Here is a 14,793-nt window from a genome sequence, read left to right on the forward strand (position 1 = left end):
GTGGATACATCATCTATCAGGGGCTTGTTGTATCAATACTTAAAACGTTTATTTTTCAGACAACGCAACATAGTCAAAATCAAAACCGAAGGCCCTGGGCGAAACCGCCGCAAGGGCTCGTTCCGATTTGTAAAACGCTGGGCATTCTACGGCAATAATTGCTACCCGTTGTCCGTATTTTATGCGTTCAGCATTAATAGGTTCGCTAGTTTCAATATCTACAAGTACGATCAAGTCGGGTACACTTGCTAACACCTTGTCGCTTTGTTTTGCAATCAGATATTCATTTTTGATGTTTACGGTCACGGGAGGTTCGCCATTAAAGCCCGCTACAGTAAGCTCACCAACGTCGTACCCTCCAACAATAGCTACGCTTTTATCGGTTATTTTACCTTCAAATAGCAGTTCGCACTGTCCGTAAACTGAGTTCTTAAAACACGCTTTTAAATGTGGCATCATTTGTCGAACGTGACCGCGGTGTTGCATAAGCACCTTACCTAAACTAATGGCGAACGACACCGTATGTGGGATGATAGCGGTTTTAATGAAGTCTCCCGACATTGGGTGTTCCGCTGTCGTAATCATGCCGCCAGCCGCCATAGCAAAACTTCTTATATGTCGCTCATAAGTTGTTGTATCTGATGTCGAAAACGCAGCTGTGTTTCCTGCGTAATCTCGTGCTACCGCGGGGGTCGGCTTTGCGCCAGCAATAGCATAGGTCATCATTTGCGCTTCGGGTAAAGCGCGGCCCATGCCATCGCCATCTATCATGGGTATACCAGCACCGGCAGCGGCCACTAAAGGTAAAAGCGAGTTACCACCGCCAATTTCAAACGATGCAATGGCATCTACTTTTTTGCCCGTGTGTTTTTCAAATGCTAGAAGTGTATCGCCAGCCTCATCAATAGAGGGTAGAAGCTCTAGACTGACCGTGGGCGCACCAACGGCGCCAAGTGCTACCACGTAGTCTTCGCTGTTTAACTTATCAGGCGCGACAAGGGCCACCGGGCCGTATTCTAATAAAGCTTGCTTAGCTAAGAGCATGGGCAAGTAGGGGTCACCACCGCCACCCGTTGCCAGAAAAACTGAGCCCATACTTAGCGCCTCTAAATCGTCTATCGTTACGTATGAATTGCGCTGCATGTTAGTAGGCTCCTGTCTGTCGTTCAGAGGTTTTGGCACTTGGTTTAACAGTGGCGATGTCACCCACCACTTTCACTCTTACACGTCGCATATCACCTTCCATGTAAGGCACCTCTATTTCTTCTATATCGATAGTACGTACTGTGGTTTTGTCGGCACCAGCGGTAACGGCTTTGTCTATGGCAAGCTGAGTTACACCTTTTATCGCGTCGTCGCGTGACATCGCGCGGTACGACAACATGCTTTCAGCTTCCCCGCCAATTTGCGCAATAGCAGCGCCGATGGCATTAGCTACACCAGCGTTTACGGGCCGAATAACGTCGCTGGCAGCAGGTAAGTCGCCTTGTATCAACACGGCTCCTCCACCCACTAAAATTACCGGTACTGGTTTGTCGTCGGGCTTCATCATTTCAATGTGGTAATTCAAGGTATCACGCATGGTTGTTATGGCGCTTTGGATGACGTCACTGGATACATGCTTCACTTTCTCACTATCACCAATGTCTGCATGGCCACTGGCAACAATAATGTCTGTGGTAGTTAAGGTGTTGCCGTTAAATATCAATGCCTCGTCTACCAACTTGTGCCCACAGGAATCTGGCCCAATGCGCTTGCCTTCATCACGTACAATACTCCCACCACCAAGTCCAACAGCATTAATATCAGGCATGCGAAAATTCGTTCGCACCCCGCCTACTTTTATAATTCGGTTTGACTCCCTCGGGAACCCGTTTTGTAGAACACCAATATCTGATGTGGTGCCGCCAATATCTACGACGATAGCGTTTTCTTTGCCGGTAAGTTTGTAGGCGCCTCTGAGTGAGTTTGTGGGCCCAGATGCAAAAGTAAGGGCCGGATACGCTCGCACGAAGTCGGCATTCATGAGTGTTCCGTCGTTCTGGCTAATAAAAAATGGGCAGTTAAAGGCATGCTTCGTCAACGCGTTTTCAAATGCATTAACCACAGATTGAGCAAATGGGCGTAACGTCGCATTTAAGATGGCGGCATTTTCTCGTTCAAGCAGGCCAATGCTACCAATTTGGTGAGACAAAGTGATTTCACAGTCGGGAATTACCGTGCGTATAAGGTTGGCTACCAGCAATTCCGGCTCAGCATTCATGGTTGAAAATGCGGAGGCAATCGCAACCGACTTAATCTCTTTTTGTTTAATATCAGCAATGACGGCTTCTATTTCTTGAATATTGATATCCGCAACAGGGTAGCCGTCGTACAAGTAGCCACCATGACATTCGTAAATACTGGGGTTTATGACGTTGACCAAATCTTCAGGCCACTCAATCATAGGAGGGCAGCCTTTTCCGCTAGGAAGGGCTAAGCGAATAACAGCAATGTTAGATAACTGGCGACGTTCTACGATAGCGTTAGTAAATTGCGTTGTACCAATCATTACCGCATTAATATTGTTTGCAGATACCGATGCCTTGTTAAGAAGGGCGTTAAGGCTATCTATAATTCCGCTTGCCACGTCTGCAGTCGTTAATGACTTGTTAGTGGCTAAAATCGTCTCATTGTCGAGTAGTACAGCATCAGTATGTGTACCGCCAACATCAATGCCTATACGCATAAGTGTGCCTCAAAATGGTAAGATGAAGTAGTAAGAAAGCAGATAATTACAGGTTGTGTTATGTCATCTAAATTCATATTTGAACTCGTCTAACTGCAAGCAAGCGTAAGCCTGAACAAACGGCAAAGTGTAATATCGCACTGACTAAAATTGTGTCTAACGCGGCAATCCCTGTAACAAGGGAGATCGGCTCTAACAAGTCATAGCCGGCAATTCCCGCACCTACTGCCCAAGCTATTAACGCGCTTTTGTGGCTGGAATGGTTAAGGTTTTGCGCATCGGATGACATTTGTTCAGAAGAAAGAGAGGTAGAATGGTGTGACTCAGAATTTAGTTTCACAAAATACGCGCTTTTATTTAGCACAAAAAAGTCTACGGCGATTATACCGGCCACAGGAATAAACACGGCTGTTAGAACGGATAAGAACAACACGAATATTTCGAGAATATTAGCAAAAGCGGCGAACATGCCCACCACACCTAAACCAATAGCCACAAGATTTTGTTTTAAGCGGGGCAAGCTTGCATTGACTGCAAGCTCCGCGCTGTAAAGGTTCAGCGCATTTAAAATCCAGCTGCCTGCGACAATGATAAGCAGTGACCAGCTGCCTATTCCTAGAGCCAGCAATACATCAAGTATATTGTTCGCTTCAAGCGCATAAGCGGCGAAGCCGGCAATAACAATTACGGCGCTTTGAGCAATTAAATATGACCAAAATGCGGTATAAACACCGCCTCTACGCTGACGACTAAAGCGAGTAATATCAGGCAATATAATGGCACCAATAATAATCACTCCGACAATAAGGCTGACCCCTTGACTAATAGAGCTTTGGGCTTGGCTCATATCATTGGTAAAGTGCTCAAAAGAGGTAATTGTAAGAGACTGATACAAAAGAATGGCACTTACGGCCATCATGATAGGCACCAGAACTACCGACAAACGGTTGATGACGTTAAATCCATACATGGTGGTAAGTATCATCAGTATGCCAACAATAGCTTCCGTGCCTATGGTAAGGGGGAGCTCTGAAGTGTCGTACTTTAAAATGGCGGCAACAGACGATGAAAATAAGTCTAAATTTAAGCCAAACCAGCCCACCAGTGAAACGGCAAAAAGTAAATTGAGGATTTGAGCCCCCAAACTGCCAAAGGCTACCCGAACAAGCATGTAAGAGTTTTTACGCGTTATAGCGCCGATAGAACCCATTAACCCGCCAACAAGGGTGAGCAGCAAACCTCCTATAAGCAGTGTTATTATAGTTTGTTGCCAAGAAAGTAATGCGAATAACTCTATGCCAGTCATAAATGTCGGTATTGAAAATGACACCATAGCTGACACGGCAGCAACTCTTGGCCATGAAACTAATGCGTCGCCTTCAATGTCTTGTTGTGATGTGTCGTATGGTGGTTCCATATCTTCTGCTCAGATGAAAAGAAAACCTAGTGTAAGTGAGTTAACAGTGAATTTCTGACGGATGTTTAGCGCTTTTCAAAAACTTTCTTTTTAAGTACAGTCGCAAAACAAAAGATAAATTTGGTAGGAGACATCGCATCGCCAAAAAGACCATTAAGCTAGATGAGTACAATAAAAAAATTCTAGCTACCATTCATAAATACGCAGATATTTCTAATCAAGAATTAGCAGATCGTGTTGGCTTGTCGGCAAGCGCATGCTTTCAACGAAAGAAAGCACTGCAGGAAGCAGGGTACTTTTTTAATTTTCATACTGAGATGGATTTAGATCGTATCTGTGAGCATGTGTTGGCATACGTAGAGTTTTATCTTAAAAGCAATACAGCGCAGCAGCGGCGACAGTTTGAAAACGCATTGCAAGGCATTCCTGAATTTATGGACTGCTTAAGAATGAGCGGTGATGTTGATTATATTTCATTCACCTGTTTCCCTAACTACAACGCACTTAAGCAAATGTGTGACAGTTTATCTGACGATCCAAATTTGGGGATAAACCGAATTGTTATCCGTCCAGTGCTAGAGCGTACTAAGTGGTACTTAGGGTACCCTCTGGAAAAACTGAAATGGATTGACTAACGATTTCCGCCCGCAAGATATAACGCTATTAATGCCTAAGTAGTAACTCGCCCGTGTTCTTATATGCCTTTTAACGGCTATGTAACTTACCTAAACGGGCGCCCGAGTTATCTCTTTACTTTCCTTCATATTGAGAATTGGTTTTATCAAAAGCGCTATCTCTTTCAAAACTAATTGTACATCGGTGGGCATCTACAAGCGCAAAATCCTCTTTGGGAATGAAAGCGTCGTAATCACGTTGAAGCTTGACCTGTGCTTCTTTGCGGATTTTACTTCGGCGAATAGCGGTCACAAAGTTTCGCATCTCGTGGTGGTTCGTGAGCTCTAGTTCAGGCACAGTAACCGGCGTGCCGCTGTCATCTTTGGCTACCATGGTAAAAAAGCTATTGTTGGTGTGCTTAACTTCATTCGTTTTAATGTTTTCCGTTGTGACTTTTATTCCCACAACCAACGATGTATTACCCACGTAATGAACCGTTGCATCTAGATGAAGTAAATCGCCAACCTCAACAGGCTGTAAGAACTCAACCCCATCAACCGTGACGGTCACGCAATAAGCGCCAGCGTGCTTACTTGCACACGCGTACGCAACTTTATCCATTAGGGATAAAATAACACCACCATGCACCTTGCCGCCAAAGTTAGCGAAAGAAGGCACCATTAACTCAGTGAGTCTTGTTCTTGAAAACGCAACACTACGTGCAGTCATAAACAACCTTTAATTTTTAGCACTTGAAAAGAGCCATTTAAGCGTTCATATCAGTATTAGTTTCACCCTACCATAAAAAATAAGGAATGGTTTTGTCACAAACGCATTTTTATCAACCAAAAGAAGGTCATGGTCTGGCTCACGACCCGTTTAACGCCATTATTGCGCCTCGACCAATTGGATGGATATCTACTCAGTCGAAAGCGGGCGTGTTAAACCTTGCTCCTTACAGCTTCTTTAACGCGTTGAACTATACACCGCCTATTATTGGCTTTTCTGTAGTGGGCAGTAAAAAAGATTCTTTGGTAAACGTGCAGCAAACCGGAGAGTTTTGCTGGAATCTGGTATCGGAAGATTTGGTTGACGCAATGAATTCAACAAGTAAGCCTCTAGCACCAGAGGAAAGCGAGTTCGACCATGCTGGGCTGCAGACTGTAGACAGTGAGATAGTTCGGGTTCCCCGTGTAAAAGCGAGTAAGGTGAGCATGGAGTGTAAGCTTACCGACGTTGTGCAGCTAAAGTCAGCCTCAGGCGATGAGGTGAATAGCTGGTTTATCATGGGCGAAGTGGTAGGTGTGCACATCGATAAATCGCTGATTGAAAATGGCGTTTACAGTACGCTAAAAAGCGCACCTGTAAGTCGTGGGGGCGGGAGAGGCGATTACTACACCATCTCTCAGCAAAACTTCTTTGAAATGCTAAGACCTGAGTAACGGTCTATTGCAAAATAGCGATAAAGCTCGAATATCAATCGGTGATCAGAATGTTAAATATGAACTTTGATGAACGCTTAGCCATTAATACACAAACACAAGAATGGCAGCCGTCGCCGTCTGCCACGGTTTGGCGCAAGCCATTGGAGCGAGAAGCAAAGGAGTCGGGACACACAACTAGCGTTGTGAGGTACGAGCCGGGCGCCAGCTTTAAAGAGCACGGCCACCCTTATGGTGAAGAAATCTTTGTGTTAGAGGGCGTTTTTTCCGACGAGCACGGAGACTATCCGGCAGGGACATACCTGCGTAATCCACCAGGCAGTAAACACAGCCCGTTCAGTAAAGAAGGTTGTGTGATCTTGGTCAAACTGAATCAGTTTGATAAGCGCGATTTGGCTGAGGTGAGGGTAAATACAAATACAGCAGAATGGCTACAAGGGCAGGGTGGTTTAAAAGTGATGCCCTTACATAATTTTGAACACGAACACGTAGCCCTAGTGAAATGGCCAGTTGGAGAAGTTTTTAAACCTCACAGGCATTTTGGCGGAGAAGAAATTTTCGTACTGTCGGGTACGTTCAAAGACGAACACGGCGAATACCCTAAAGGTACATGGATAAGAAGCCCACACATGAGTCAGCATCATCCCTACGTTGATGAAGAAACAATAATTTGGGTTAAGACAGGGCATTTGCCAGTGGCGTTGTAAATACAATGATAAAATAGGACTTGAAAAGAGGGGGATTACTGTTTAACTTTTCGCGTTGATTATCAGCAGAAAATTCGAGCATTCTTACCGTTTAAAAACATGGATAGTTTTAGTTGTCGCGTTTTGGATAAAGTTAAATAAGTTTACCACTCTAAAGCATTGCCTCTTCTATTTTTTCCGATGTTCTTATAAAGCATGCTCATAATTACGAGTGTAATATGAACAGCATAGTTAACCTTATCAAACATAGTGCGGCTGCCGTCGTCACTTTATCGGTATTATCAGCATGCGGAGGGGGAGGCGGAGGTTCCTCATCCCCTTCACCTACCCCTGTAACACCTACTACACCTGCGCCCGCCCCAAGCGGACTTTTTAGCAAGTATGAGGGGCTTAAGAATGAAGCGGTAGTAGACAGCACGTCGGCCTATGATATTGCTTATTATGTAACATCGGCTCTGGATACATCCGTCATGTTAGTGCATTCAGACGAATTCCCTTATGCCCGCTTCGATCGCGTATTAACCGACCACGAACAACCTACAGGAGAGGATTGTGATTCTGGACAGTTAATTGTTGGTGAGTTAAAGAATGATACCTCTGACGTTGAATACATAAACTGCGCTTTGGGGCCTTATACCTTCAATGGTAAAGGTACGTTGTCTGTATCGTCTGTGTCTTCTAATGGCGAGTCGTTTGAGGGGACTCTGTCATTTGATAGCCTAACCATCGACAATTCACGAATGGTTGCAAACTTCGAGGGTACGATTGAAGCATCTGTTGGTGAACAATACACAGAGTCAGCCATAGTAAACGGACTGCTTACCTACGCGTCATCAGGTGTTACGGTGTTTATTGATGACGTAGACATAGACACCACGATTTCCGAAAATAACCCTGTGTTAGTGCCTGAAGGAAGAATCTACATTTCTCCTTATGGTTATGTTGATATTACAACTATGCGGCCAGGCTCATTCACCTCACCGTCTCTAGCCCTAGCTATCGCGGGTTCAAGCACACTTATAATCAAAGAAAAAGAAGAAGGGCTTGTCTCTGTTGGCCTTTTCAGCGACATCAATAGTGCTGAAGAGCCTATGCTAGTTATTCCTTTTTCTTTTATCGGTAATCAAAACTATTTAGATACTGAAAATACGGCGCCGCTTGTGAGTATGGCTTCTACGTCACTTGAAGCTGACCGCAACGAGTTTGTGTTATTAGATGCAAGCGAAAGTAGTGATGCTGATAACGACCTTCTTACTTTCCAGTGGAGCGTTCTATCGGCCCCTGAAGGTGCTAACGTTACATTTCAAAATAACGGCTTTAACAATACTCGCGTAAGCTTTACTCAGTCTGGCCAATATCAGCTTCAAGTTATCGCTTTTGATGGAAAGGTAGAATCAGACCCTGTAACGGTGTCGGTTTATGTTAAACAAAGCCTGCCACAAATAGAGCTTGCAAGTTTATCGTCTAATCTTCAGGTGGGAGAAGTATATTCAAATAATATCGAGATATTAAATCCAGAGGGCAACGGACCTTTTGAATTTAGGTTAGTTACCTCGCCGTTAGATATGCAAATAACCAATGACGGTAGCATTGAATGGAAAGCCTTTGTGCCTAATTTGGGTTATCCGTTAGATGTTAATTTTGAAATAGAAGTGAGCAATCGCGATTATGCAACAAGGCTCAAACACACCCTTACAGTGGCTACTAACAGCACAGCTGACCCAGTAGTAGAAAATTTAACTTCAGACGCAGACTATTACGAGGTGTTGGGAAACATTGCTGCCACAAGTGACGGCTATGCGGTGGGGAGTTTGAAAGGGGTATTTAGTTTAAATGAAGATAGAAGTTCCTCATTCACTGAAAAAGCGGCTGCTGAACTAGAGCCTACCTTTATTTCTTTGTCGACCACATCTCTTGATACTTACGGTTGGGAAATATTTGACTCTACGTTAGTGAGAAAGAGTTTTAATAGCAATGCAGTGTCAGAATATGTAATTGGTGTAAATGGCGGTCCTCCAGAATTTAAGTTTGTTAACGTGGCTGGTGTTGACTATATCCTTGTAAAGATGAGCCGAGAGCTGTTCATTGTTGAACAAGACAGCATGCAGGAAGAGGCACAATTAACCTTATGGGGCCTTGAGGGGAGCGGACCAGTCCGCGGGCTGAGTAGTTATACTTGGCAAGAGAAACACTATATTGCAATTATTGTCGACGATCATCTCGTTATTTTACAAAAGACACCTGAAGGCTTTGAAGTCTTTAGGAAAGTTAAATACCCAACGGATGAAGAGTTGTATCTTGTGGAAGACGAGCCCGCTATTGTGAACACGACGTTTGATGATACTCCGTTCATATCTATCATGGTTAGGGAAAGAATTAACGTTAACAGTACCAACCCACAAGAGCTTCTTTTTAATCATATTTATAATGTTGTCGATGATAGCTTCGTTTCTGTTTACTCTGATTCAAGCATTGAGACCTCTAGAATTACATCAGCACTTCGCCTTGACTACTGTAGCGAGTTCTCCGATACAAAAGCCCATGGGGTGACATATGTCATTACCCCAGAGTTTAACCTAACGGATGATTTGCAATATGATTCTAGGCAAGCTAAATCAAAAGTATACGCATTAGATATGCGTTCAGGTGAACTTATATGGGAGTCTGACTTTTTAATGGCAGACTCAGAATTAGAAGCTAGTTTGAATAATAATATTTACTGTGACGAAGATAGTGAAGGCAATGTCAGGTTAACCTTTGCTACCGGAAAGGTACTTTATCAAACCCATTAAAATTGCTTTATAGAAACAGGAAGGGGCATCAATGATGCCCCTTTTTTTAAACTTAAAATGTTGGGTTAATCCCACACACCATCTTCAGACTTCCCTTGTATATCACAGTCACCAACCTTGTACTCTACTGTTTGGCCACTGTCTTTTTTCTTAAAGTAATCTTTGCTAATAGACACAATAGTTGGCGTCATCCATACAATAGCGATGATATTAATAACGGTCATTAAACCTAACGCCATATCAGCCATTGCCCATACTTGAGGTAGTGCTGCCTGAGCGCCCCAATAAATCATGCTTAGATAACCTATGGTATAAGCCGCACGGCCTATTTTGTTATCTAGCTTAAACATGTGCAGGTTACTCTCGCCATAGGCATAGTTTGCTACAACAGACGTAAACGCAAACAAACTGATAGCGGCTGCTACGAAATCGGTACCGCCTTCACCTAAGTGACTGCTCATAGCATCTTGCGTTAAGCGGATGCCTTCCATTTGGTCAGAGCTTGAACCGCCAGCAAGCAGAATGATAAAGGCTGTAGACGTACACAATATTAGAGTGTCTAAGAAAACCCCCAGCATTTGAATATAACCTTGCGATACGGGGTGGTTTGGATTTGGAACCGCACTGGCCGCTGCGTGAGGTACTGAACCGCTGCCCGCTTCGTTTGAGTAAAGCCCACGTTGAATACCGTTTTTAATAGCCGCACCTAGCGCGCCAGCGCCAGCTTCCTGTAAACCGAATGCCGACTTCACTATATCAAGCAGCATAGCAGGCAGTTCTGAAATATTGATAAAGGTAATAGCCAATGCCACAAGCACGTAGCCTATTCCCATAAATGGCACCACAAACTCGGCAAAACGGGCAATGCTCTTAAGGCCGCCCACCACAATCAAGGCTGCTAGTGCAATAATGGCTAAACCTACATACTCACTTGGAAAAGCGTAAGCATTGTTTAATGCATCGGTAATAGTGTTGGCTTGAACGGCGCTAAAGACAAATCCGTAACCAAAAAATAAACACAGTGAGAACGCGACGGCTAGCCAAGTTTTGTTAAGACCTTGTTTGATATAGTAGGCCGGACCACCACGAAACTCGCCGTTTTCGTCGCGTACTTTATAAAGCTGACCCAATACGCTTTCAGCAAAGCCCGTAGCCATACCCAAAAGGGCAATCATCCACATCCAAAAGATAGCACCAGAGCCACCTAACGATATAGCTACTGCAACACCTGCTAAGTTTCCAGTGCCCACACGAGCAGATAAGCTGGTACACAAGGCCTGAAAAGAACTGATGCCATCTTTACTCGCTGTTGTGCTGCCTTTTAGCAAGCTAAACATATGGCCGAAGTGTCGCAGCTGAACGCCACCGAGTTTTACAGTAAACCAAATACCACATGCCAGCAGCATGATAATCAGTACCTGGCCGTCACCCCATAGAATGTTGTTAACTAATGAAACGAATTCGTTTATCACGCACTTTCCTTCGTTATTGTTTTAATAGTGGCTCGACGTGCAAAAATGAACTGAACATGACAGGTGTGTTGTCAGAACGAACGTAAGGTTTATGCAAAACGGGGTTTGCTAAAACGTTGAGTATGCCGAGCTATATCGATAAAGAAACAATACTAGCACGACAATTAAATGATTGGACAATGAAAACGACCTGAAACTATGACGTTTTATGCTCACTTATAGCAAATTTATTCATTTGAAAGAGAAGGCGAGGGAGCTTGATATCGAAAAGACAAATACAAACAAAAAAGCCGCTCAAAAGAGCGGCTTCTTCAAGAATATGGCTGGGGTAACAGGACTCGAACCTATGAATGGCGGGATCAAAACCCGCTGCCTTACCAACTTGGCTATACCCCAATTTGGTGCGGAAGGAGAGACTTGAACTCTCACGCCGTGAAGCACTGGAACCTAAATCCAGCGTGTCTACCAATTCCACCACTTCCGCAATGTAGACTTCCAATTAAGGAATAAGTAAAAGTTGGTGGCTACGGCGAGATTCGAACTTGCGACCCCATCATTATGAGTGATGTGCTCTAACCAACTGAGCTACGTAGCCTAAACTTTTATCTTCAATAAAAAGCCGCTCAATGAGCGGCTTCTCAAGAATTTGGCTGGGGTAACAGGACTCGAACCTATGAATGGCGGGATCAAAACCCGCTGCCTTACCAACTTGGCTATACCCCAAATGGTGCGGAAGGAGAGACTTGAACTCTCACGCCGTGAAGCACTGGAACCTAAATCCAGCGTGTCTACCAATTCCACCACTTCCGCGTAGACGCTAGCTATAATAGTCATTCAAAAAGAATGGCTGGGGTAACAGGACTCGAACCTATGAATGGCGGGATCAAAACCCGCTGCCTTACCAACTTGGCTATACCCCAGTCGTGGTGCGGAAGGAGAGACTTGAACTCTCACGCCGTGAAGCACTGGAACCTAAATCCAGCGTGTCTACCAATTCCACCACTTCCGCGCAGCTAGACTTTCCTAAAAGAGATAAGTGAGAATTGGTGGCTACGGCGAGATTCGAACTTGCGACCCCATCATTATGAGTGATGTGCTCTAACCAACTGAGCTACGTAGCCTTGCTATTCTCTTCCCTCTCAGGAAGTGGCGCGTATTATGCGTATATGACCGGCAACCGTCAACCCCTTTTTTACTAACTTTTTTTAAATGCTCATTAAGTGTGCGCATTAGGGCGAAATACGCACAAAAAGCGGTGAAATTGAACAACTTGCACCTCAATTACACTACTTTTACCACGCTTTTTTACCTGCTTTTGTTTGGTAATAACATACGTCTATTGGGCGCGGACCATATGTATTGTCATGAAAAAACGGGTTATCAAGTTTTTTCCCTGTATTAACACGTTTTTTGTATTCTTCGTGATGAGGTGTTTGCACAAAATAGGGCGCTCCGCCATCTAAGTGAACGAATGCCTGCTTAATTTTACTTTCTTGGGTAATGTTATCCAATACACCACCGTTTTCCATGTTCCCACGGGGTAATTTTTGAAGCAGGTCCATCCCGTGGACTACGCGACCTATTACCGACATATTTCTGTCGAGGTGGCGTGGCGCTTGACCGATTACAATATAGAATTCTGTACTGGCGGTATCCTTTTCGCTATTGCGAGCAAAAGCGACCACACCTGGGCAGTGAAGCCCCCACATCTCTTTTCGATTTTTATCAATTCCAACGGGAAAGCCATCTAAAAATCCAGTACTGGGGGCAAACATATCGTTTTGCTCCACCACATTTACGTTACTATTTAACGGCTGTATAAATTCTGCACTGATAGGTTTTAGTAATTTAGGTGGAAATTGAGTATCGTCATGGGAGTCGTTACTCCCAGCTTGTGCAACGAATCCATCCACTACGCGATAAAACGCCTGTTTGTTATAAAACCCAGCATCAATTAAGCTTTTAAAACGAGCAACATGGGTTGGTGCTAGGGAAGGGTGAAGTGCAATAACAACATCGCCGTATGCTGTGCTAAGTGTTACGGTATTCCCTTGAGGAACCTGATACCAGCTTTCGCTATTGCTATGTAGCGCAGTGCCTTCAGGAAGCGTCGGTATTCTTTCCTCAGCGTTACTATCTATTGTCGTGGGTGACGATTGCATGAGTCTTTTGTCGGCATTGGCATTGGCACTGTTGATGAGCAAACTCATTGCCGCCGATATGATTAATACTATTTTATGTGAAGCATTACGTACGGCTTTGTTACTCGTACGTGGCTTTTTTGTGGTACTGCGGTGGCGTGGACAATACATATCTTAAACCTTTTCGTTTTTAGTATTTTATATCAGGCTTATACCAGTCCGTATAGAGAATTACACACTTTAAACTCGCCCTTCTGGGTGGGCACTTTTCTATGCAGATTGGTATTACTTCACAATCAATCAGAAGAAACAAAAAAGCCACCTTACGGTGGCTTGATAACTATAAAATCAATGTGTCAACGGTATTAAACGTTAAAGCGGAAGTGAATAACGTCACCATCTTTAACAATGTATTCTTTACCTTCAAGACGCCATTTACCTGCGTCTTTCGCACCTTGTTCGCCGTTAAACTCGACAAAGTGGTCGTAACTTACGATTTCAGCACGAATAAAGCCTTTTTCGAAGTCGGTGTGAATTTTACCCGCCGCTTGTGGCGCTGTTGAACCTTCAGGGAAAGTCCATGCACGTACTTCTTTTACGCCCGCAGTGAAATAAGTTTGAAGAGTAAGCAAGTTGTAACCTGAGCGGATAACGCGGTTAAGGCCTGGCTCTTCAAGACCCATGTCCTGCATGAACTCTTCGCGCTCGTCGTCTTCAAGCTCAGCTATATCTGACTCGATAGCCGCGCACACAGCAACAACAGTAGCATTTTCGCCCGCTGCAATTTCTTTTACCTGATCCAGGTAAGGGTTATTTTCAAAACCGTCTTCATTCACGTTTGCAATGTACATGGTTGGCTTAAGAGTAAGCATGTTCATGTAGCTGATTGCAGCAAGCTCTTCTTTAGTTAGCTCAAGTGATCGAAGCAACAAACCTTCGTCTAAATGCGGCTTAATCTTCTCAAGCACTTTCATTTCGTACTTGGCATCAGCATCGCCACCTTTTGCGCGCTTAGCAACACGGTGAAGTGCTTTTTCTGTTGTTTCTAAGTCAGAAAGCGCAAGCTCGGTGTTAATAACATCGATATCGTCTTTAGGGCTAACGCGACCCGCAACGTGTACAATGTTTTCATCGTCAAAGCAGCGTACTACGTGGCCAATAGCGTCGGTTTCACGGATGTTGGCTAGGAATTTGTTTCCTAAACCTTCACCTTTAGAGGCACCTTCTACCAAGCCAGCAATGTCTACGAATTCCATGGTAGTGGGAATAACGCGCTGTGGTTTTACAATTTCAGCCAACTTATCCAAACGAAGATCTGGCACAGGAACAACACCTGTGTTTGGCTCAATAGTACAAAACGGGAAGTTTGCCGCTTCAATACCTGCTTTAGTTAATGCATTGAAAAGTGTTGATTTACCTACGTTTGGTAGGCCAACAATACCGCATTTAAAACCCATGGTATGGATCCTTAGTTTGGAA

11 protein-coding genes and 8 tRNA genes are annotated in these 14,793 nt (G+C 44.2%); 4 read left to right on the forward strand and 15 right to left on the reverse strand.

The window, feature by feature from the left end:
* Positions 1-48: 48 nt before the first annotated feature.
* The 3 genes from ACM0P2_RS07495 to ACM0P2_RS07505 all read right to left on the reverse strand — a co-directional run bounded on the left by ACM0P2_RS07495 (position 49) and on the right by ACM0P2_RS07505 (position 4,145).
* On the reverse strand, positions 49-1,143 hold the full coding sequence (locus tag ACM0P2_RS07495; RefSeq protein WP_159120176.1) for a DUF917 domain-containing protein: 1,095 nt from the start codon (positions 1,141-1,143) through the stop codon (positions 49-51).
* A gap of 1 nt (position 1,144) precedes the next feature.
* Positions 1,145-2,728 carry a hydantoinase/oxoprolinase family protein gene (locus ACM0P2_RS07500; protein WP_159120175.1) on the reverse strand — a complete coding sequence of 528 codons (1,584 nt, stop codon included), beginning with the start codon at positions 2,726-2,728 and terminating at the stop codon, positions 1,145-1,147.
* Positions 2,729-2,801: 73 nt separating this feature from the next.
* Positions 2,802-4,145, reverse strand: coding sequence for a purine-cytosine permease family protein (locus ACM0P2_RS07505; protein ID WP_159120174.1), 1,344 nt, complete (start codon positions 4,143-4,145; stop codon positions 2,802-2,804).
* Positions 4,146-4,387: 242 nt separating this feature from the next.
* On the opposite strand from ACM0P2_RS07505, the gene ACM0P2_RS07510 reads away from it, so the two are divergent.
* Positions 4,388-4,780, forward strand: a complete 393-nt coding sequence (locus tag ACM0P2_RS07510; protein ID WP_236547210.1) for an Lrp/AsnC family transcriptional regulator — start codon at positions 4,388-4,390, stop codon at positions 4,778-4,780.
* A 115-nt stretch (positions 4,781-4,895) separates the two neighbouring features.
* Here ACM0P2_RS07510 and ACM0P2_RS07515 read toward each other — a convergent pair whose 3' ends face one another.
* Complete coding sequence (locus ACM0P2_RS07515; protein WP_159120173.1) at positions 4,896-5,489, reverse strand: acyl-CoA thioesterase; 594 nt, start codon at positions 5,487-5,489, stop codon at positions 4,896-4,898.
* Positions 5,490-5,581: 92 nt separating this feature from the next.
* Between ACM0P2_RS07515 and ACM0P2_RS07520 the strand changes: the two genes are divergently transcribed.
* From ACM0P2_RS07520 to ACM0P2_RS07530, 3 genes are all read left to right on the forward strand, one after another.
* Positions 5,582-6,202, forward strand: coding sequence for a flavin reductase family protein (locus tag ACM0P2_RS07520; RefSeq protein ID WP_159120172.1), 621 nt, complete (start codon positions 5,582-5,584; stop codon positions 6,200-6,202).
* A 50-nt stretch (positions 6,203-6,252) separates the two neighbouring features.
* Positions 6,253-6,909 (forward strand): cupin domain-containing protein, encoded by a 657-nt coding sequence (locus tag ACM0P2_RS07525; RefSeq protein ID WP_159120171.1) that lies wholly within the window; start codon positions 6,253-6,255, stop codon positions 6,907-6,909.
* 218 nt (positions 6,910-7,127) lie between these two features.
* Entirely contained in the window at positions 7,128-9,701 is a 2,574-nt protein-coding gene (locus ACM0P2_RS07530; protein ID WP_159120170.1) for a PKD domain-containing protein, read from the forward strand.
* A gap of 65 nt (positions 9,702-9,766) precedes the next feature.
* Here the strand turns inward: ACM0P2_RS07530 and ACM0P2_RS07535 are convergent, their stop codons facing one another.
* The 11 genes from ACM0P2_RS07535 to ychF all read right to left on the reverse strand — a co-directional run bounded on the left by ACM0P2_RS07535 (position 9,767) and on the right by ychF (position 14,771).
* On the reverse strand, positions 9,767-11,173 hold the full coding sequence (locus ACM0P2_RS07535) for an alanine/glycine:cation symporter family protein (protein ID WP_159120169.1): 1,407 nt from the start codon (positions 11,171-11,173) through the stop codon (positions 9,767-9,769).
* Positions 11,174-11,493: 320 nt separating this feature from the next.
* Positions 11,494-11,569, reverse strand: a tRNA-Gln gene (locus ACM0P2_RS07540).
* 3 nt (positions 11,570-11,572) lie between these two features.
* A tRNA-Leu gene (locus tag ACM0P2_RS07545) sits at positions 11,573-11,657 on the reverse strand.
* A 34-nt stretch (positions 11,658-11,691) separates the two neighbouring features.
* Positions 11,692-11,768, reverse strand: a tRNA-Met gene (locus ACM0P2_RS07550).
* 52 nt (positions 11,769-11,820) lie between these two features.
* Positions 11,821-11,896: transfer RNA gene (locus tag ACM0P2_RS07555), tRNA-Gln, on the reverse strand.
* Positions 11,897-11,898: 2 nt separating this feature from the next.
* Positions 11,899-11,983 (reverse strand) — tRNA-Leu (locus ACM0P2_RS07560).
* A 34-nt stretch (positions 11,984-12,017) separates the two neighbouring features.
* Positions 12,018-12,093 (reverse strand) — tRNA-Gln (locus ACM0P2_RS07565).
* 4 nt (positions 12,094-12,097) lie between these two features.
* A tRNA-Leu gene (locus tag ACM0P2_RS07570) sits at positions 12,098-12,182 on the reverse strand.
* Positions 12,183-12,217: 35 nt separating this feature from the next.
* Positions 12,218-12,294 (reverse strand) — tRNA-Met (locus ACM0P2_RS07575).
* A 171-nt stretch (positions 12,295-12,465) separates the two neighbouring features.
* A complete protein-coding gene (locus ACM0P2_RS07580) occupies positions 12,466-13,485 on the reverse strand; it encodes a peptidylprolyl isomerase (protein ID WP_419227509.1) in 1,020 nt (339 codons plus the stop codon).
* Between the two features lie 194 nt (positions 13,486-13,679).
* Positions 13,680-14,771: a redox-regulated ATPase YchF gene (gene ychF, locus ACM0P2_RS07585; RefSeq protein WP_105930870.1), complete on the reverse strand. Its 1,092-nt coding sequence runs from the start codon at positions 14,769-14,771 to the stop codon at positions 13,680-13,682.
* Positions 14,772-14,793 lie beyond the last annotated feature (22 nt).

This window comes from Alteromonas sp. OM2203, assembly GCF_048517045.1.
Classification (GTDB): domain Bacteria; phylum Pseudomonadota; class Gammaproteobacteria; order Enterobacterales; family Alteromonadaceae; genus Alteromonas; species Alteromonas gracilis.

Excerpts from the sequence above, each read along its gene's own strand:
- ACM0P2_RS07495 (WP_159120176.1), bottom strand. The coding sequence starts at position 1,143 with ATGCAGCGCAATTCATACGTAACGATAGACGATTTAGAGGCGCTAAGT.
- ACM0P2_RS07500 (WP_159120175.1), bottom strand. The coding sequence starts at position 2,728 with ATGCGTATAGGCATTGATGTTGGCGGTACACATACTGATGCTGTACTA.
- ACM0P2_RS07505 (WP_159120174.1), bottom strand. The coding sequence starts at position 4,145 with ATGGAACCACCATACGACACATCACAACAAGACATTGAAGGCGACGCA.
- ACM0P2_RS07515 (WP_159120173.1), bottom strand. The coding sequence starts at position 5,489 with ATGACTGCACGTAGTGTTGCGTTTTCAAGAACAAGACTCACTGAGTTA.
- ACM0P2_RS07525 (WP_159120171.1), top strand. The coding sequence starts at position 6,253 with ATGTTAAATATGAACTTTGATGAACGCTTAGCCATTAATACACAAACA.
- ACM0P2_RS07530 (WP_159120170.1), top strand. The coding sequence starts at position 7,128 with ATGAACAGCATAGTTAACCTTATCAAACATAGTGCGGCTGCCGTCGTC.
- ACM0P2_RS07580 (WP_419227509.1), bottom strand. The coding sequence starts at position 13,485 with ATGTATTGTCCACGCCACCGCAGTACCACAAAAAAGCCACGTACGAGT.
- ychF (WP_105930870.1), bottom strand. The coding sequence starts at position 14,771 with ATGGGTTTTAAATGCGGTATTGTTGGCCTACCAAACGTAGGTAAATCA.